General features: G+C 64.3%; 16 protein-coding genes. 6 read left to right on the top strand and 10 right to left on the bottom strand.

The features are described 5' to 3' along the window. Positions 1-32: 32 nt before the first annotated feature. Together HH213_RS21475 and HH213_RS21470 are read left to right on the top strand one after the other, a co-directional pair. Positions 33-1586, top strand: coding sequence for a DUF1800 domain-containing protein (locus HH213_RS21475; protein ID WP_169113580.1), 1554 nt, complete (start codon positions 33-35; stop codon positions 1584-1586). Positions 1587-1596: 10 nt separating this feature from the next. Continuing rightward, entirely contained in the window at positions 1597-2781 is a 1185-nt protein-coding gene (locus tag HH213_RS21470) for a DUF1501 domain-containing protein (protein ID WP_169113579.1), read from the top strand. Here HH213_RS21470 and HH213_RS21465 read toward each other — a convergent pair whose 3' ends face one another. From HH213_RS21465 to HH213_RS21450, 4 genes are all read right to left on the bottom strand, one after another. Beyond that, positions 2782-4494, bottom strand: coding sequence for a putative bifunctional diguanylate cyclase/phosphodiesterase (locus tag HH213_RS21465; RefSeq protein WP_169113578.1), 1713 nt, complete (start codon positions 4492-4494; stop codon positions 2782-2784). A 46-nt stretch (positions 4495-4540) separates the two neighbouring features. After that, complete coding sequence (locus HH213_RS21460; RefSeq protein ID WP_169113577.1) at positions 4541-5110, bottom strand: TetR/AcrR family transcriptional regulator; 570 nt, start codon at positions 5108-5110, stop codon at positions 4541-4543. Positions 5111-5112: 2 nt separating this feature from the next. Continuing rightward, positions 5113-5580, bottom strand: a complete 468-nt coding sequence (locus tag HH213_RS21455; protein WP_110848499.1) for a nuclear transport factor 2 family protein — start codon at positions 5578-5580, stop codon at positions 5113-5115. Positions 5581-5665: 85 nt separating this feature from the next. Beyond that, complete coding sequence (locus tag HH213_RS21450; RefSeq protein WP_110848500.1) at positions 5666-5923, bottom strand: helix-turn-helix domain-containing protein; 258 nt, start codon at positions 5921-5923, stop codon at positions 5666-5668. Positions 5924-5983: 60 nt separating this feature from the next. On the opposite strand from HH213_RS21450, the gene HH213_RS21445 reads away from it, so the two are divergent. The 4 genes from HH213_RS21445 to HH213_RS21435 all read left to right on the top strand — a co-directional run bounded on the left by HH213_RS21445 (position 5984) and on the right by HH213_RS21435 (position 11434). Beyond that, positions 5984-8293 (top strand): FdhF/YdeP family oxidoreductase, encoded by a 2310-nt coding sequence (locus HH213_RS21445; RefSeq protein WP_169113576.1) that lies wholly within the window; start codon positions 5984-5986, stop codon positions 8291-8293. Then, entirely contained in the window at positions 8283-9125 is an 843-nt protein-coding gene (locus tag HH213_RS21440; RefSeq protein WP_229263098.1) for a sensor histidine kinase, read from the top strand. The genes HH213_RS21445 and HH213_RS21440 overlap by 11 nt, the downstream gene beginning before the upstream one ends. After that, positions 9095-9325, top strand: a complete 231-nt coding sequence (locus HH213_RS30240) for a hypothetical protein (protein ID WP_229263097.1) — start codon at positions 9095-9097, stop codon at positions 9323-9325. The genes HH213_RS21440 and HH213_RS30240 overlap by 31 nt, the downstream gene beginning before the upstream one ends. Positions 9326-9391: 66 nt before the next feature. Next, positions 9392-11434: a TonB-dependent receptor gene (locus tag HH213_RS21435; protein WP_169113575.1), complete on the top strand. Its 2043-nt coding sequence runs from the start codon at positions 9392-9394 to the stop codon at positions 11432-11434. On the opposite strand, the gene fdhD is transcribed toward HH213_RS21435, so the two are convergent. The 6 genes from fdhD to HH213_RS21405 all read right to left on the bottom strand — a co-directional run bounded on the left by fdhD (position 11431) and on the right by HH213_RS21405 (position 17555). Then, entirely contained in the window at positions 11431-12240 is an 810-nt protein-coding gene (fdhD, locus tag HH213_RS21430; protein WP_110848504.1) for a formate dehydrogenase accessory sulfurtransferase FdhD, read from the bottom strand. The genes HH213_RS21435 and fdhD overlap by 4 nt on opposite strands. A gap of 57 nt (positions 12241-12297) precedes the next feature. Then, the gene (locus HH213_RS21425) at positions 12298-13071 is read right to left on the bottom strand and encodes a GNAT family N-acetyltransferase (RefSeq protein ID WP_169113574.1); all 774 of its coding nucleotides are present in this window, start codon (positions 13069-13071) and stop codon (positions 12298-12300) included. A gap of 99 nt (positions 13072-13170) precedes the next feature. Further along, on the bottom strand, positions 13171-13755 hold the full coding sequence (locus HH213_RS21420; protein ID WP_174864422.1) for a hypothetical protein: 585 nt from the start codon (positions 13753-13755) through the stop codon (positions 13171-13173). Between the two features lie 38 nt (positions 13756-13793). Beyond that, positions 13794-14168 (bottom strand): response regulator, encoded by a 375-nt coding sequence (locus tag HH213_RS21415; protein ID WP_169113573.1) that lies wholly within the window; start codon positions 14166-14168, stop codon positions 13794-13796. Then, positions 14165-16714: an ATP-binding protein gene (locus HH213_RS21410; protein WP_169113572.1), complete on the bottom strand. Its 2550-nt coding sequence runs from the start codon at positions 16712-16714 to the stop codon at positions 14165-14167. The genes HH213_RS21415 and HH213_RS21410 overlap by 4 nt, the downstream gene beginning before the upstream one ends. Before the next feature lie 97 nt (positions 16715-16811). Continuing rightward, complete coding sequence (locus tag HH213_RS21405) at positions 16812-17555, bottom strand: substrate-binding periplasmic protein (protein WP_229263096.1); 744 nt, start codon at positions 17553-17555, stop codon at positions 16812-16814. Positions 17556-17590: the final 35 nt, after the last annotated feature.

The following is a 17590-nucleotide window of genomic DNA, read 5'->3' as shown; positions in this document are numbered from 1 at the left end:
AACCGGCAAAAAAATGGCATATTCTAGAGACTATGCATATTCCGACCATCACCCGTCCGCTCGCGTTTCTGCCTCCGCTGCTCCTACTGCTGGCTGGCTGCGCGACCACCAGCACCGCGCCGCCGGCGCTCAAGGCGCCCGCCGATCCAGTGGCGCTGAGCGCCGCGCTCAATCGCATCAGCTGGGGCGTCAACACCAGCACTTACCGGCAGGCCGAGAAAATCGGCTACAGCGCCTGGCTGGAACGGCAGCTGCATCCTGGCGCCGCCGTGCTGCCGGCTGCCGCGCAGGCGCAGATCGACGCCATGACGATTTCGCAAAAGCCGCTGCCGCAACTGGTGCAGGAGCTGGAACAGCAGCGCCGCGACTACGACAAGGCCATGGTCGACGACGACGCCAAGAAAGCCGCGCAACGCGCCTACCAGCAGGAGATGAGCCGCCTGGCGAAAGAAGCCGCCACCCGCTCGCTGCTGCGCGATCTGTACTCACCCAATCAGTTGCAGGAGCAGATGACGTGGTTCTGGATGAACCACTTCAACGTCCATCAGGGCAAGAGCAATCTGCGGGTGCTGGTGGGCGATTACGAAGAACAGGCGATCCGTCCGCACGCGCTGGGCAAGTTCCGCGACCTGCTGGCCTCCACCCTGCACCACCCGGCCATGATCCGCTACCTGGATAACGAACAAAACGCCGCCAACCGCATCAACGAAAACTATGCGCGCGAAATCATGGAGCTGCACACGCTGGGCGTGGACGGCGGCTACACCCAGAACGACGTGCAGCAGCTGGCGCGTATCCTCACCGGCGTCGGCGTCAACCTGGGCGACAAGACGCCCGATGTCCGCCGCGACAAGCAAAGCCAGTACGTGCGAAAAGGCCTGTTCGAGTTCAATCCGAATCGTCACGACTACGGCGACAAGGTCTTCCTCGGCCAGACCGTCAAGGGCCGCGGCCTGGCCGAAGTGGACGAGGCGCTCGACCGCCTGAGCCGCAGCCCGGCCACCGCGCGTTACGTCAGCCGCAAGCTGGCGATTTACTTCGTCGCCGACGAACCGCCGCCGCAGCTGGTCGAACGCATGGCGGCACGCTTCCTGTCCAGCGACGGCGACATCGCCGCCGTGCTGCGCACCCTGTTCGACGCGCCGGAGTTCACGCAATCGCTGGGCAAGAAGTTCAAGGACCCGGTGCACTACGTGGTGTCGGCGGTGCGCCTGACCTATGACGACAAGATCATCCTCAACGCCGGTCCGATGCTAGGCTGGCTCAATCGCATGGCCGAACCGCTGTACGGCCGCCAGACGCCGGACGGCTACCCGCTGATGGCGCCCGGCTGGGATAGCCCGGGCCAGATGATCACCCGTTTCGAAATCGCCAAGGCCATCGGCAACGGCAATGCCGGACTGTTCAAGACCGAAGGCGCGCAGCCGCTGGAAAAGGTCGCCTTCCCGCAACTGGCCAATGCCCTGTATTACCAGTCGCTGCAAACGTCATTGGCGCCGGCCACCCGCCAGGCGCTGGAGCAAGCCGCCTCGCCGCAGGAGTGGAACACGCTGCTGCTGTCATCGCCGGAACTGATGCATCGCTAGGAGAAGCCCGATGAAACGCCGTACCCTGCTCAAAAGTTTGGCCGCCGCTTCGGCCACCTTATCCGCCTCGTCGATGGCCGGCCAGCTGTGGGCCGCGCCGGCCAGCAAGACGCGCCTGCTGTTCGTCTTCATGCGCGGCGGCTACGACGCCACCAGCCTGCTGGTGCCCGTCTCCAGCCAGTATTATTACCAGGTGCGGCCCAACATCGCGATTCCAAAAACCGCCACGCTGCCGATCGACGCCGACTGGGGCTTGCACCCGGTGCTGGCCGACTCCATTCACCCGCTGTTCAACGCCGGCCAGGTCGCCTTCGTGCCATTCGCCGGCACCGAGGACCTGTCGCGCAGCCACTTCGAAACGCAGGACAGCATAGAACTGGGCCAAGCGCTGGACCGCACACGCGACTACCGCTCCGGCTTCCTCAACCGGCTGGCGTCCACGCTCAACGCCGACCGCGCCAGCGCCATCTCTTTCACCGACCAGCTGCCGCTGATCATGCAGGGCGGCCTGCAAGTGCCCAACACCGCGCTGCGCAGCGTTGCCAAGCCGGCGGTTGATGCGCGCCAGGCCAAGATGATCGCCGCCATGTACGAGCACACCACACTGGCGCAGCAGGTCAACGAGGGCTTCGAGGTGCGCGACGATGTGATGAAAAAAATGAGCGGCGAAATGCTGGCCGCCAACCGCAACGCCGTCAGCACCAAGGGCTTTGAACTGGAAGCGCGCCGCATCGCCAAACTGATGAAGGACAAGTACAACATCGGCTTTGTCGACGTCGGCGGCTGGGACACCCACGTCGGCCAGGGCAACGCCACCGGCTACCTGGCCAGCCGGCTCGACGAACTGGGACGCGGCCTGGCCGGCTTCGCGCAGGAGATGGGGCCAGACTGGAAAGACACGGTGGTGGTGGTAGTCAGCGAATTCGGCCGCACCTTCCGCGAGAACGGCAACCGCGGCACCGACCATGGTCACGGCACCGTCTACTGGGTGATGGGCGGCAGCGTCAACGGCGGCAAGGTGCACGGCGAACAGGTGCGGCTGGAGCAGCCGACGCTGTTCCAGAACCGCGACTATCCGGTGCTGAACGAATACCGCGCCATGTTCGGCGGCCTGCTGTCGCGCATGTACGGCCTGAACGCCGGCCAGGTGGCCACCATCTTTGGCACCAAGGGCCGCGACCTCGGCCTGGTGTAGCTATGGCGTAGCGCCCTGCCGCAGCCAGCGGGTGGCGGCGTCCGCGTCCAGCGACGGCGAGTAGAGAAAGCCCTGGAACGCGGTGCAGCCGGCGCCTGCCAAAAAGGCCGACTGATCGATATTTTCCACGCCCTCGGCGATCACGTTCAGGCGCAGGTTCTGCGCCAGCTGGATCACCGTGCACACCACCGCGTTACCGTCGGGATTGCCCGGCACGTCGTGCAGAAAACTCTTGTCCAGCTTGATGGTATTGACCGGCAGCGCGCGCAGATAGCTGAGCGAGGAATAGCCTGTGCCAAAGTCATCCAGCGACAGCATGAAGCCGCGTTCGCGCAACTGTTCGATGACGCGGCTGCCGCTACGCTCCAGCTTGATGGCGTCGCGCTCGGTCAGCTCCAGTTCCACATCCCCGGCCGCTAGTCCGAACTCGACGAGGGCCGCGTCCAGCTGCGCCAGGTAGCTGTCGTCCAGCAGTTCCTTGGCGCAGGTGTTGACGCAGATGCGCAGGCCGGTCACGCCGGCGTCGTACCAGCGGCGCAGCTGCGCGCAGGCGACCCGCATTACGCCCTTGCCCAGTTCCGGCAGCAGGCCCAGTTCGCCGGCCAGGCCGATGACATAGTCGACCGGCTGCTGGCCGAAGAAATCGGGCAGCCGCAGCAGCGCTTCCATGGCTATGGTGTGGCCGTCGGTGGCCAGAATCGGCTGGTACTCCAGCCAGTAATCGCCGGTACGCAGCACCCGCCGCAACTCGTTGTGATCGGTATTCTTGCGGTGCGCCAGCTGGTCCAGTTCCTCGGTGTAGTAGTGGTAGCGGTTGCGGCCGGCATTTTTGGCGTGGTACAGCGCCAGGTCGGCTTTTTTCAGCAGGGTGTCCGGCGTGTCGGCATCGCTCGGGCAGACGGCGATGCCGATGCGGGCGCTGATCCTGACCTCGCAGTCGCCGATCTGGAACGGCCGCGCCAGGTGCTGCAGCAGCTTTTCGGCCAGCACGCCGCCGCTGGCCGGCGATGGCGGATGCAGGTGCAGCAGGCCGAACTCGTCGCCGCCCAGGCGGGCGATGTAGTCGCTCTCGCGGCTGGCGGTGCGGATGCGCTGCGCGGCCTGCCGCAACAGCTGATCGCCGGCCTGGTGGCCCAGCCCGTCGTTGACTTCCTTGAACTCGTCGAGGTCGATCATCAGCAACAGCAGCAGCTGGCCGTTGCGCTCCGCCTGCGACACCATCTCCGAACGCCGCGTATCGAAGGCGGCGCGGTTGGCCAGGCCGGTCAGCCCATCGATGGTGGCCAGGCGGCGGATCTCGTCCTGCGCCAGCTTGCGCTCGGTGATGTCGCGCAGGATCTTCAGGTAGCCGATCAACTGGCCCTGGTCGTCGCGGATCGCCGTCAGCACGCCGTCGGCCCAGAATACCGACTGGTCCTTGCGCAGGTGCCAGCGGTTGTCAGCGGCCCGTTCGCCGCGCGCCGCCAGCGTCATTTCCTGGAACGGCTCGCCGTCCGCCTGGTCGCCGGCGGTGTACAGCAGCGCGCTGCTCTGGCCGATGATCTCGGCTGGCGTGTAGCCAAACACCAGCTCGGCGCCAAGGTTCCAGCTGGTGACTTCACCCTGGGCATCGATGGTGAAGATGGCGAAATCGCGGACATTCAGGTAGATCTGCCGCAGCAGCAGGTCCGGCGCCAGGCCGGGGGCAATCACATGCGTCAACGGAGGAGTCATGGTGGTGGCAGCCCAGTGGGTTAAAACCGATTAGACTGCCGCCCGATTAACAGGTTCCGGGTGGAACCAGCCGCTGCTGCATGCGCGCCAGCGCCCGCATGAACAACGCCGGCTCGTCGGCCGCGCGCGCCAGCACCAGCGCCCCCTGAATGCCGCCGACCACGTCCTCGGCTAGCGCCAGTGCGCCGTCGGCGTCATGGCCGGCGCGCTGCAGGGCCGCCGCCAGCGCCTGCACCCACTCGGCAAAATAGGCCTGTACCTTGACGGCGTAACGGTCGCGCTCATGGCCGAGCGCGAACACGCCCACCAGGCAGACCTTGCGGCCGGACAGGAAATAGCGGCCGACCGCCGTGAACATATCGGCCACGCCCTGCTGGGCGTCGGCGGCGTGGCGCAGCGGCTGGAACACCTGGTCGCGGAACCAGGTGTCGATCTCGCTCAGCACCGCCTCCGCCATTTCCTCTTTGCCGCCGGGGAAGAAGTTATAGATGCTGCCCTTGCCCAGCCGGGTGCCCTCGGTAATCCGCGCCAGGCTGGCGCCTTCGAACCCGTAGGTGCGGAACACCTCGGCCAGCAGCGGCACCACATCGCCCCGCTCTCCCATCACTCTTGGCATGTTTAAAATCCAAAATCGCTCAGGCCTGGGTGGTCCGCCGGACGCGGGCCGTTGATATCCCAGTGGAATTTGCGGTCGGCAGCGGCAATCGGATGCTCGTTGATGCTGGCCAGGCGGCGCTGCATCAAGCCGTCTGCGGCAAATTCCCAGTTTTCGTTGCCATAGGCGCGATACCACTGACCCGAATCGTCATGGTATTCGTAGGCGAAGCGAACCGCAATACGGTTGCCGTCATGCGCCCACAATTCCTTGATCAGGCGGTATTCCAGTTCGCGCGTCCACTTGCGTTGCAGCAGGCCGACGATGGCGGCGCGGCCAGTGACGAATTCGCCGCGGTTGCGCCAGAAGCAGTCTTCCGTGTAGGCCAGCGAGACCTTTTCGGGATTGCGGGTATTCCAGCCGTCTTCGGCGGCGCGGACTTTCTGGGCGGCGGTTTCCAGCGTGAACGGTGGCAGTGGCGGACGAGTCATGGTGAGCACCTTCTGAATAAAGTTAAGTTGTACCAAACGGTACAATTACTTTATACCTCGCCCCGGCAAGATGCAAGCAGTTTTTTTACCGGAAGATATCGGCCGCCAGCTGGCGCCCGGCCGCGCTCAGCGCCACCGTGCCGGTGATGCCGCCATCGTCCAGCGCCATGCTGAGCAGCCCCGCCTCCTCCAGCATGGTCAGCTGGCGGCGCAGCACGCTCATCGGCCGCTGCACCTGTTTGCTCAGCTTGGCCAGCGAACAAGGTTTGTCCGGCCACTCGGCCTCGATGCGCCACAGCGCCTCCAGCACGCCGGCCAGCACAGTCATCACTTCGTCATCCATCGTGTTACGCTCTTTGGCTAAAATACAATATACTCGTATCAAATATTACCGGACTGCAACATGAACAAAAAGCCCGAAGGCCACATCACACCTTACACGCACCCGGCGGCCGGCTGGGGGGCCTTGAAACAGGTGGCGATCAACCTGGTGCGCGAACGCGTCGCCGGCGGCAATTACAAGACCCTGCTCAAGCAAAACCAGCCGGACGGTTTCGACTGCCCCGGCTGCGCCTGGCCGGACCGCGAACACGCGTCCACCTTTGAATTCTGCGAGAACGGCGTCAAGGCAGTGGCGGCGGAAGCCACCAGCAAGCGCGTCTACCCGGAGTTCTTCGCCCGCCACACGGTGACCGAACTGCTGCTGCAGTCGGATTATGAACTGGAACAGCATGGCCGCCTGACCGATCCCATGGTCTACGACGCCATCAGCGACAAATACAAGATTATCGGCTGGGACGACGCCTTCGCCTTGATGGCGCGCCACCTGAACGCCCTGCCCGACCCCAACCAGGCCACCTTCTACACCTCCGGCCGCACAGGTAACGAGGCGGCCTTTTTGTTCCAGCTGATGGTGCGCATGTACGGCACCAATAACTTCCCGGACTGCTCGAACATGTGCCACGAGCCGACCAGTCGCGGTTTGCCGGGCACGGTCGGCATCGGCAAGGGCACCGTCACGCTGGAAGACTTCGAGCATGCCGACACGCTGCTGATCTTCGGCCAGAATCCGGCCACCAACCACCCGCGCATGATGGGCGAACTGCGCGATTGCGCGCGGCGTGGCGCCACCATCGTCTCGATCAACCCGCTGCGCGAGCGCGGCCTGGAACGCTTCACCAGCCCGGCGCACGCGCTGGAAATGCTGACCGGCTCCAGCACCACCATCAGCACCGTCTTCATCCAGCCCAAGCTGGCCGGCGACTTCGCGCTGATCAAGGCCATCGCCAAGCGGCTGGTGGAACGCGACGACGAGGTGCTGGCAACCGGCGCAGCCAGCCTGCTGGACCGCGAATTCATCGCTCGCCACACCAGCGGCTACGAGGCCTTCGAGCAGGATCTGCGCGCCGAAAGCTGGGACTTGCTGCTGGCCGAATCGGGCGTGCCGCGCGCGCAGATCGAGCAGCTGACCGACATCTACATCAAGGGCAAAAACGTCATAAGCACCTGGGGCATGGGCCTGACCCAGCACAAGAACGCGCTGAAGGCGATTCAGATGCTGTCCAACCTGATGATGATGCGCGGGCAGATCGGCCGCCTCGGCGCCGGCCTGTGCCCCGTGCGCGGCCACTCCAATGTGCAGGGCGACCGCACCATGGGCATCGAGGAAAAGCCGACCAAGGCCTTCCTCGACCGCCTGCAAAAAGTCTTCAACTTCGAGCCGCCGCGCGAACACGGTCTCGATACTGTGGAGAGCATCCAGGCCATGCTGGATGGCGACGTCAAAGTCTTCATCGCCATGGGAGGCAATTTTGCCATGGCCACGCCGGACACGCCCCTTACTTTCGAGGCGTTGCGCAAGTGCGAGCTGACGGTGCACGTGGCCACCAAGCTGAATCGCAGCCATCTGGTGATGGGCAAGCAAGCGCTGATCCTGCCGACGCTGGGCCGCACCGAGGTCGACCTGCAGAACGGCGTGGCGCAAGGCGTGACGGTGGAAGACTCAATGAGCATGGTGCACATTTCGTATGGCATCAACAAGCCGGCGTCGGCCAATCTGCTGTCGGAAACCGCCATCGTCGCCCGCCTGGCGCACGCCACGCTGGGCAGCGACAAAGTCGACTGGCTGGGACTCGGCGCCGACTACGCCCGCATCCGCGAGTTGATCGAGCAGGTGTTCGACGACTTCCACGACTTCAATGCGCGCGTGGCGCACCAGGGCGGCTTCCACCTGCGGGTGGCATCGCGCGAACGCGAATGGCGCACCGCCAGCGGCCGCGCGCAGTTCGTCCCACATGCGGTGGACACCGACACGCCAATCCACCGCGCCCGCACGCTCCACGGCGAACGCTTGATGGTGCTGATGACGGCGCGTTCGCACGACCAGTACAACACCACCATTTACGGCATGGACGACCGCTATCGTGGCGTCTACGGCCTGCGCCGCGTGGTGTTCATCAACAAGGATGACCTGGCCATGCTGGGCCTGAAGAACGGCGAATACGTCGACATGGTCAGCGCATGGGACGACAACGTCACGCGCCGCGCCGAACGTTTCCTGCTGGTGGAATACGACATTCCGCGCGGCTGCCTCGGTGCCTACTTCCCTGAAACCAATGGCCTGGTGCCGCTGCACAGCACCGCCGACGGCGCTGGCACGCCGACCTCCAAATCGATCCCGGTGCTGCTGGAACGCTCGGCGCATGAGGGCTAGATGGCGCTTCGCCAAAACCTTCGCCTCCACGGTGGTGCTGTGGACTGCGATCAGCGCGCTGGGGGCGCTGCAAACCTATAGCGACAATCTGCGCGGCGGCTTGGGCAGCCATTACCCAACGCTGTTCGTCACCTGGTTCATCGAGTACGCGGTACCGCTGATCGTCTTAAGCACGGGACTAAGCCTGGCGCTGACGCGCTGGCCGACGCTGATCGGAGGGCCGCGCAACGTGGTGGTGCTGCTGGCGGGTCTGGTAATGGTGTTCCAGCCGGCGCAGTGGCTGTACATGGCGTGGCTGCGCGGCTACCTGCGGATCGCCAGCGTGGACGACCTGTGGCGACTGATGATGAAGATGCTGCTGGTCGGCTGGTTCTCGACCAGCGCTACCTTTGCCGCCATCCTGGCCATTCATTACTGGCGCCACGCGCGCGAACGTGAACTGGCCTTGCAGGAGCAGCGCATGCTGGCCTTGCGCGCGCAGCTGGAACCGCATTTCCTGTTCAACGCGCTGAACGCCATCGCCGCACTGGTGCGCGATGGCGACAAGAAGCTGGCCCTGGGCGGCATCAGCGGCTTAAGCGATCTGCTGCGCTATGCGCTGGCCGCCAGCGCCAGCAACACGTCCACCACCGTCGCCGCCGAACTGCAGTTCGTGCGCGATTACCTCGACCTGCAACGGCTGCGCTACGGCGACCGGCTGCGCGTGCACATCGAGGGCGACAGCGATCTGCTGCACGATATCGAATGCCCGCCGCTGCTCTTGCAACCGCTGGTGGAAAACGCGTTGCGCCACGACCTCGATTGCCGCGAGGGCCAAGCGATATCACGCTGAGCTTCACGCAAGATGGCGAGACGCTGTCGATCCGCGTCACCAATCCGGCCGGTGCCGGCGCCACGCCCAATCCGGGCACGGGACTGGGGTTGGCCAATGCGCGCGACCGGCTGCGATTGATGCATCCGGCGGCCTCGCTGCAAGCCGGCCTGCAAGGCGACCGCTTCGTCGCCGAAGTGCGGCTGCCGCTGACCATGTGACGAAACCCCGGATGTCTGGGATGGCCGCGCTGTTGGCGCAGGCCGCGCGCTTCTATACTCCCTGGCATGCACTCTTCTCACCTCCTACTCGTCATCGCTGCGCTGCCCATGGTGGCGCACGCGCAGCAGGACGACCCCGCGCCGCCAACCGTGACGGTGACCGCGCAAAAACAAGCGGTCATCAAAAAGATCGACAAGACGGTCTACGATGTAGCCAATCAACCGAAGGCCGCCAACGGCAGCGCGCAGGACGTGTTGCAGGCCACGCGGGAACTGTCGGTGTCCGCTGATGGCAAAATTTCGGTCAAGGGCAACCCGCAAGTGACGGTGCTGGTCAACGGCAAACCAACCGCCATCACCTCCGGCGCCGGCGAGGACCGGGCGCTGGCGTTGCAGACCATGAGCGGCGCGGACATCGCTAGCGTGGAAGTGATCACCAATCCGTCCGCCGCCTACAACGCCAATGGCGGCGCCATCGTCAACATCGTCTTGAAGCGGAACCGCAAGCCCGGCGCCCACACTCAGCTGCGCGGCAGCGCCAGCAACCAGGGCTTGTGGAATGCCGGCGTGGATGGCGACTTCACCCGCGGTGCTTTGAGCGTGCATGGCAGCGTGGCGTTGCGCCATGACGGCACGCAGAAAATCCGCGAGTCCGCCGTCGAGTGGAATCACCCGGTCAGCGGCGCAAGCGGCCAACGCGGGCAAACCCGGCAAGCATCGGCGGTGTTCGTCCACCGCGTGGTGGAAAGCGCAGCGCTGGCCGCCGATTACGCGTTGAGCAAGACGGATAATCTCAGCCTGTCGGCACAGCGCAACACGCGCCGTTCGCGCCCGCTGTTCGATGTGCTCAACGAGGGCGACGCCACCTATCACCGCATCTCCAATGGCCCGAACCAGCAGTCCGACAACAGCGCCAGCCTGAGTTACAGCCGCCAGGACAGCGGCACGGCGCTGAAAGCCATGCTTCAGCACAGCGACACCTTGGGCCTGATCGACAAATCGTATCGCGACGTCTTCATCGCACCAGCACTGGCGACCGACTACAGCCGCGCCACCACCCGCTCGGCGCGGCGTCTCACGCAGGCCACGCTGGACTGGAGCCGTGCGTCGGAACGCGGCCAATGGGGTGCTGGCGTAGACCTGCAAGACAAGGTGGACGACCTGTCTAACTACCAGGCCGCCATCGATCCCGCCACCGGTGCGGAAACGCCCGACCTGAATACCACCAACGCCTACAAGGTGAAAACCACGCTGGCCGCTGCCTATCTGACGGACCTGATTCGGCACGAAAAATGGGAAGCGCTGCTAGGTGCCCGCGCCGAAAGCATGGCGCTGCGCGTCGGCCCGGCCGCGCAAACGGAGCACTGGCGCGCCATCAACCCTAGCCTGCACCTGCGCTACGCCTACAGCGACAAGACCGACCTGACGTTCAGCTATCGCCGCAGCCTGCAAGCACCCAGCGCGCTCGATCTGAATCCCTACACCACCTACATCGACGCGCAGAATCTCAGTCGTGGCAACCCACACCTCCAGCCGCAGCGCCTGACGTCATGGGAGATCGGCGTCAATGCGGAAGCGTCGCAGCTAAGCAGCAGCCTGAGTGCCTTCTACCGCAGCAGCCAGGACACGGTGGTCGATGCCCGCAGCTTTGCCGACAACGTGCTGATCACGTCCCGCCAGAACGGCGGCCGCGCGCAATCCACCGGCATCACCGGATCGCTCGACTGGAAGCCGGACGGGCAACTGAAGCTAGGCGCGGACGGCGGCGTGTACTACGTGATGCTGGATACGCCGGATCTCGCAGCCATGGTGCGCAAGAACGACGTCTCTGGGTATGTGAATGTGCGGGCGGCCTACGCCGACCTGTCGCTCGATGCACACATGCAGTCGGCCGGCATTACGCCGCTAGGCCGCTACGGCGCGACCAGCAGCGTCAATCTGGTATGGAAGCATGCGATCGACAAAACGCTCAGCCTGACCGTCAACGCCAACGATATCTTCGACGGCAGCAAGCGCACTTACAGCACCGACGCCAGCACCTTCCGCCAGCGCGGCTTCGACCACTTCGTTGCGCGGCGCATGTATGTGGGATTCGTCAAAAAATACTAGGTGTATTCGACGCAGTTGTCCTGGCGGCAGAAGCTCACCAGCTTGATGCCCGCTTCAGCGGCGATGTCGATCGCCAGCGTGCTTGGTGCGGAGATGGTGGCCAGCATCGGGATATTCATGCGCGCCGCCTTGCGCACCAGTTCATAACTGGCGCGGCTGGACATGAACACGAAGCCGCGCCGCATGTCCACGCCGTCCAGCGCCAGATGGCCAATCAGCTTATCCAGCGCGTTGTGGCGGCCGACGTCTTCGCATACGCGCAGCACATTGCCCTGCGCATCGCACCACGCCGCCGCGTGCACGCCGCCGGTGGCCCGCATCAGTTCCTGATACTGGCCCAGTTGCGAGGCGGCGGTGGCAATCGCCGGTTGCAGCGCGCCCTCCGCATGCAGCGGCGCGGCGTCGATACGTTCAGGTTGCAGGTCCAGCAGTTCCAGGCTTTCGATGCCGCACACGCCGCAACCGCTGCGGCCCGCCATCGAGCGGCGCTGCTGCTTGAGCTGGACAAATTCCTGGCTGGCGATGGTGATGTCGATCTCGAAGCTGCGTGCATGCTCGTGCACTTCGATGTCGAAAATATCAGCGGCTTTGGCGACCAGTCCTTCGGTCAGGGCGAAGCCCATGGCGAACGGCTGGAGGTCACGCGGGGTGACCATCATGACGGCATGCGAGATGCCATTGAACACCAGCGCCACCGGGACTTCCTCGATGACGCTGTCGGTCGTGCGGGTAGCGTCGCTGCCGCGATGCCGCAGCACCGGACGCGCCTGAAAACCCGTTTTGTTCGACTCCAGATCCAACTTCATGACTGCCCCGAAAAAATAAGCACAACGGCTTATTTTACACGGGGCAGAAAAAGCGCGTCAGGCTGCCAAAGGTTGGGCGTCGGCTACGCCATAATGGCGGGCGTAGCGCGAATCCAGGTTCGCCAGAGGCATCAGCAGGAACAGGTCGGCGCTTTCGAAATCAGGATCCCAGGCCGGTTCGCCGCAAATCCACGCGCCCGAGCGCATATAGCCTTTCAACAGCGGCGGCACTTGCGGCTTTTGCGAAGCTTCCAGCTTGGAGAATGGGAATGGCAGATGCGGCGTGACGCGGTATTCGATCGGCGCCAGGCTCTTGGCCGTCAGTTGCTGGTACACGGCGACCGCATTGTGGCCGCCATCGGCCAGCGAGATGCTGGCGCAGCCGACCAGGAATTCGGCGTTTTCACGGCGCATGTACTCGGCCAGGCCGGACCACAGCAGCATGATCACGCTGCCGCCACGGTAATCCGGGTGGATGCAGGCGCGGCCCGCTTCCACGATGCGGCCGCGGATGTTGTTCAGGCGTCCCAGGTCAAACTCGCCCTCGGAGTACAGGCGGCCCAGTTTGCGGGCGCGGTTGGCGCTTAGCAGGCGATAGGTGCCAACCACCATCAGGGTATCGGCGTCGCGCACGATCAGGTGGTCGCAGTGTTCGTCGAATTCGTCGCTATCCAGGCCGTCGGCGCGCACCAAGGCGGTCAGGCCCATCGTTTCGATGAACACTTTGTAGCGCAGGCGCTGGACTTCACGCAGTTCCGGCGTGCTTGCCATACTGAGTAGCAGTTTACCGGACGATGCTCGAACGTCCGCTTGTATGATCGAGGTTTGCATGCTTCATCCCTTTTGTGTGGAAGACGAAGCAAGCGTAACCAGCGAATACTTCAGGAAAATGACAAGAAAATGTCATTTTCGTGACCTGTTGTTTTTTAATCAGGCCTTCTTTGGACGGCCGGTTTTCAGCTGCGGCAGGCCACCCAGCACGTTTTTCAGCGTGGCCAGGTCGATCTGCGAGATCAGCGCCACTCCGATGCGCAGCAGTTCACTCTTCTTGACTTCGAAACCGGCTTTCAGGGCGGCTTTTTTCACTTGGCCCAGCACTGCATATTCGGCTTCCGGCATGGTGAAGCTGTCGCGTACCAGCTTTTCCTTGTTGGCTTTGACTTTGGCTTCCGGCGCGGCGGCTGGTTTGGCAGCGGTCTTCGGAGCAGCTTTAGGGGCAGCGGCTTTCGTGGCAGCTGGCTTGGCGGCGGCTTTCGGCGCTGCGGCTTTTGGTGCGGCTTTCGGCGCAGCAGCTTTCGGCGCGGCGGCCTTTGGTGCAGCTGCTTTCGGCGCCGGCTTGGCGGCGACTTTCGGCGCTGGCTTCACAGCGGCTTTCGGTGCAGCTGGTTTGGCTGCCGGCTTGGCGGCTGGCTTGACTGCCGCTTTGGCCACAGGCTTGACGGCTGCTTTCGGCGCGACTGGCTTCACTGCTACAGGTTTGGTTACGGTGGTTTTGGTGGCTGGTTTGGTCGCCATATTCACTCCAGGTTATTCAACAATATAAACAGTATATATCATTTCAGATGCGCCGCCACACGCGCGAATAGCAAATCAGGATTCACTGGCTTGCGCAGGAAGTCTACCGCCCCCACGCTGCGACCGAGCGCTTCGTCTTCCTGCAAGCTCTTGGCGGTCAGGAACAAGACAGGAATTAATGCACCGGCCGGATTTGCTTTCAGCCGACGGCAGGTCTCGATGCCATCCATCTCCGGCATCATAATATCAAGCAGGATAAGGTCTACTTTGGAGGAAGCCACAATCTGCAGGGCGGTCGCACCGTTGGTGGCGACCTTGGTGGCGTACTTGTCCTTCAACAGATTGGACAGCAACATGAGATTGTCGGGCGTGTCGTCCACAATCAGCACCGTCGCACGATGAATGGAATTCATGTTGCCTCCCCATTGTTGATGGCGTCGACTAGCAACTTGCCAGCGGCCTCAAAGTCATACTGCGCCATATGATGGTCCAGCCGCGCCATCAACTGCGGCGACAGCACCGTTGCCAGCATCGAACGGCAGCGCGCAAAATAGTCCGCGCTATCGCCGCTAAACTCCGCCACCAGCGCAGAAAGCTCCTCCAGCGCCTTGCGCGCAGCCGCCGGACCATCTGCGGCATCTGGCAGCGGCGATGGCGGCAGCGGCGGCACCGCCTTCATCGGCATTCCCAGCCAGCGTGACAAAACGCGGTACAGGCGCTGCGGATCGATCGGTTTGCTGATGTAATCCTGCATGCCCTCTTCCAGGCAGCGCGCCTGCACGCTGGCCACCGCATGCGAGGTCACGGCGATGATCGGCAATTCGCTGAAGCGGGCATCGGCGCGCAGCAGGCGGGTGGCTTCGTGGCCGTCCATCAGCGGCATGCCGAGGTCCATCAGCACCAGATCGAAGGTGCGCGGATCGGCAGCCATCAGCCGGTCGACCGCCTCGCGGCCATCGGCCACCACCTCCACTGCCAGCCCTTGCAGCTCCAGCAGCTCGCGCGTGACATCCTGGTTGTCCGGGCTATCCTCGGCCAGCAGCACGCGCGCCTTGCGCTGTGGCGGCGCGCCCGGCGTGACGTCCCGGTTCACGCCGTGGTGCACGGCTGCCTGCACCGACAACGACGCCGCGTCGGACAGCGCAAACGGCAAATCAAACTGGAAGGTCGAGCCTTGATCGACCTCGCTGCGCACGTCGATATTCCCGCCCATCAGCCGCACCAGTTGCTGCGAAATCGACAGCCCAAGCCCGGTGCCACCGTACTGCCGCGTGGTCGAGCCATTGGCCTGACTGAAGGCGCGGAACAGCCGCGATTTCTGCTGCGGCGTCATGCCGATGCCGGTGTCGCGCACGCTAAAGCGCAGCACCACCTTGCCGTCGGCTTCCCCGCCCTGCAATTCGCAGCGCAGTTCCAGCCCGCCCTCCCGCGTGAACTTGGCGGCGTTGTTCACCAGGTTAATCAGCACCTGCCCGAGGCGCAGCGAATCTCCCACCAGATAGCGCGGCACGCCCGGCGCAACCACCATTTCATAGGTCAGTTGCTTGTCGGCCGCGCGCTGCGCCGTGACGCTGTGCACATTCGCCAGCACTTCTTCCAACGCGAACGGAATCGCCTCCACTTCCAGCCGCCCGGCCTCGATCTTGGAGAAGTCGAGGATGTCGTTGATGATGCCCAGTAGCGTCAGCGCCGCGCGGTGGATCTTGCTGACGTAGTCGTGCTGGCGCGGCGTCAGTTCGGTGCGCAGCGCCAGGTAGGCCATGCCGATCACGGCGCTCATCGGCGTGCGGATCTCGTGGCTCATATTGGCCAGGAATTCGGACTTGGCGATATTCGCCGCTTCCGCCATCACGTTGGCCGTCACCAGTTTTTGTTCGCGCTCGCGCCGTTCGCTGATGTCGCGGATGAAGGCGCAGAATTCATAGCTGTTGCGCTCCTCCGTCTTGACCTGCGTGATCGCCAGCTCGATCGGGAATTCCTCGCCGCTGCGGCGCAAAGCGTACACCTCGATGCGGGTGTTCATTACACCGCTGCTGGTGCCGCGCATATAGCGCTGCATGCCGCGCCGGTGCTCATAGCGGAAGCGCGGCGGCATGATGGTCTTGTCCAGTTCCAGGCCCAGCGCCTCGTCGCGCGACCAGCCGAAGATGATCTCCGCCTGCCGGTTCCAGCCGACGATGCGGCCTTCCAGGTCCATCCGCACCACTGCGTCCAGTGCGGTGTCGACGATGGTCTGCAACTTGGCCTGACTGTCGCGCGCCTGCTGCATGCTGTGCGACAGTTCGGCCGTGCGGGCGCCGATGCGCTGTTCCAGCTCCGCGTTGAAGTCGCGCAGTTCGCGCTCGGCGTCGCGCAGCCGCGTCAGCGTATCGCGGAAGCGCAGCACGGCGTCCGACAGGCGGCCCACCTGGTCCTCGCGGTCGATGCCGGACAGCTTGATGTCGGTCTCGCCGCGCGTCAGCTTTTCCAGGCCGGTGCGGATGTCGGCGAACGGCCGCGCCGCGCGCCGGCCGACGATGAAGATCGACAGCACGATCGCCACCGCCAGCAGCAGGTTGGCCGCCACCGTGTTAAACATCTGCCGCTGCAAGTCGCTGTCCATCTGCTGGCGCGAGTACACCAGTTCAATCGCGCCGACCGGATAGCTGTGCCGCAGGTCGCTGAAGCGGATGTCGCGATGCACGCGGATCGAGGCCACCGGCTCCTTCAGCGGCGAGACATAGCTGGCCAGTTCCGCGCCGCCCGGCGCCAGCACGCGCAGCACCAGCACTTCCGGCGTCGCGCCGGAGGCGTCCACCACGCTGTTGACGGCGGCGCTGTTGATGTCGAACAGCGGCCGCGCCAGCGCCTGCGACAGCACCGCCGCCAGCCGCTCGGCGCGTTCGTGCAGATTCTGTTCGGCCTCGCTGCGCAAGGCTTGCATCACATAGGTGGTGTAGATGGCGGTGGACAGCGCCACCGCGACGAAGATGCCGAAGCCGAGGCGCAGCAGGATATTGCGCCGCCACGCCAGCCGCAGCTGCGTCAGCGGACCGCCGCCGTCGACCAGCGGGCGCTTAATGATGCACTCCCTGATGCACGCCTTCCGCCGCCTGCTTTTTGTAGGCGGCGCTGTTGCGGGCGTCCTCGATCGCGCTCCAGATGCGCGCCGCCAGTTGCGGCCGGGTCGCCACCAGCGCGTGCGACAGGATCAGGAAGTACGGCTTTTCGATGATGGGAATCGGCAGCTGTTCCAGCTGCGCGCCCAGCGGACCTTGCATCAGGTTGGCGGCGTCGCTGCCGCCCATGGCCGCTGCCGCCAGCCGGCCGGCGATCAGTTTGCGCGCCAGTTCGTCGGCGCGCTGGCTGCCCTCGTCCACTTCCAGGTTCTGTGCGCGCAGCACTTCACCCACCGAGTAGCCTAGCTGGAAGCCGATGGCGCCATCCAGGTTGCTGAAATGCTTGCCATCCCACCCTACCTTGCTGCCTTTGCGGCGCAGCAGCACGTAGGTATCGGTGTGCATCCGCTTGCTGGCGTCGGGCTGGGCGCCGCCGGGATATTCGCCCAGTTCGCGCCGGTCCTGCTTGTAGCTGACGGCGAAGGCGCCATCGACGGTGTTGGCCTTCAGCTGCGCCAGGCAGCGTTTCCACGGGATGCTCTGGAAGTCGAACTGGATGTCGAGCCGCTGGCCGACGATTTTCAGCAGCGCGAAATTGAGGCCGTCGCCCTTTTCGGTGCGCCACGGCCGCACGTCCTGCGACTCATAGCAGAGCGTGACGGTGTCGCCGGCCGTCGCCCAGGACGACAAGACCAGCAGCATGCAAGCGCAATACCGTCGGATCCTGTCGTGCATGG

It is taken from the genome of Duganella dendranthematis (assembly GCF_012849375.1).
GTDB classification, from domain to species: domain Bacteria; phylum Pseudomonadota; class Gammaproteobacteria; order Burkholderiales; family Burkholderiaceae_D; genus Rugamonas; species Rugamonas dendranthematis.
The sequence above is the reverse complement of the archived record's forward strand: the minus strand, read 5'-3'. Positions and strand labels throughout refer to the sequence as shown.

Excerpts from the sequence above, each read along its gene's own strand:
- HH213_RS21465 (WP_169113578.1), bottom strand. The coding sequence starts at position 4,494 with ATGACTCCTCCGTTGACGCATGTGATTGCCCCCGGCCTGGCGCCGGAC.
- HH213_RS21405 (WP_229263096.1), bottom strand. The coding sequence starts at position 17,555 with ATGCTGCTGGTCTTGTCGTCCTGGGCGACGGCCGGCGACACCGTCACG.
- HH213_RS21425 (WP_169113574.1), bottom strand. The coding sequence starts at position 13,071 with ATGCAAACCTCGATCATACAAGCGGACGTTCGAGCATCGTCCGGTAAA.
- fdhD (WP_110848504.1), bottom strand. The coding sequence starts at position 12,240 with ATGAAGTTGGATCTGGAGTCGAACAAAACGGGTTTTCAGGCGCGTCCG.
- HH213_RS21415 (WP_169113573.1), bottom strand. The coding sequence starts at position 14,168 with ATGAATTCCATTCATCGTGCGACGGTGCTGATTGTGGACGACACGCCC.
- HH213_RS21470 (WP_169113579.1), top strand. The coding sequence starts at position 1,597 with ATGAAACGCCGTACCCTGCTCAAAAGTTTGGCCGCCGCTTCGGCCACC.
- HH213_RS21440 (WP_229263098.1), top strand. The coding sequence starts at position 8,283 with ATGAGGGCTAGATGGCGCTTCGCCAAAACCTTCGCCTCCACGGTGGTG.
- HH213_RS21420 (WP_174864422.1), bottom strand. The coding sequence starts at position 13,755 with ATGGCGACCAAACCAGCCACCAAAACCACCGTAACCAAACCTGTAGCA.
- HH213_RS21455 (WP_110848499.1), bottom strand. The coding sequence starts at position 5,580 with ATGACTCGTCCGCCACTGCCACCGTTCACGCTGGAAACCGCCGCCCAG.
- HH213_RS21445 (WP_169113576.1), top strand. The coding sequence starts at position 5,984 with ATGAACAAAAAGCCCGAAGGCCACATCACACCTTACACGCACCCGGCG.
- HH213_RS21475 (WP_169113580.1), top strand. The coding sequence starts at position 33 with ATGCATATTCCGACCATCACCCGTCCGCTCGCGTTTCTGCCTCCGCTG.
- HH213_RS21450 (WP_110848500.1), bottom strand. The coding sequence starts at position 5,923 with ATGGATGACGAAGTGATGACTGTGCTGGCCGGCGTGCTGGAGGCGCTG.
- HH213_RS21435 (WP_169113575.1), top strand. The coding sequence starts at position 9,392 with ATGCACTCTTCTCACCTCCTACTCGTCATCGCTGCGCTGCCCATGGTG.
- HH213_RS21460 (WP_169113577.1), bottom strand. The coding sequence starts at position 5,110 with ATGCCAAGAGTGATGGGAGAGCGGGGCGATGTGGTGCCGCTGCTGGCC.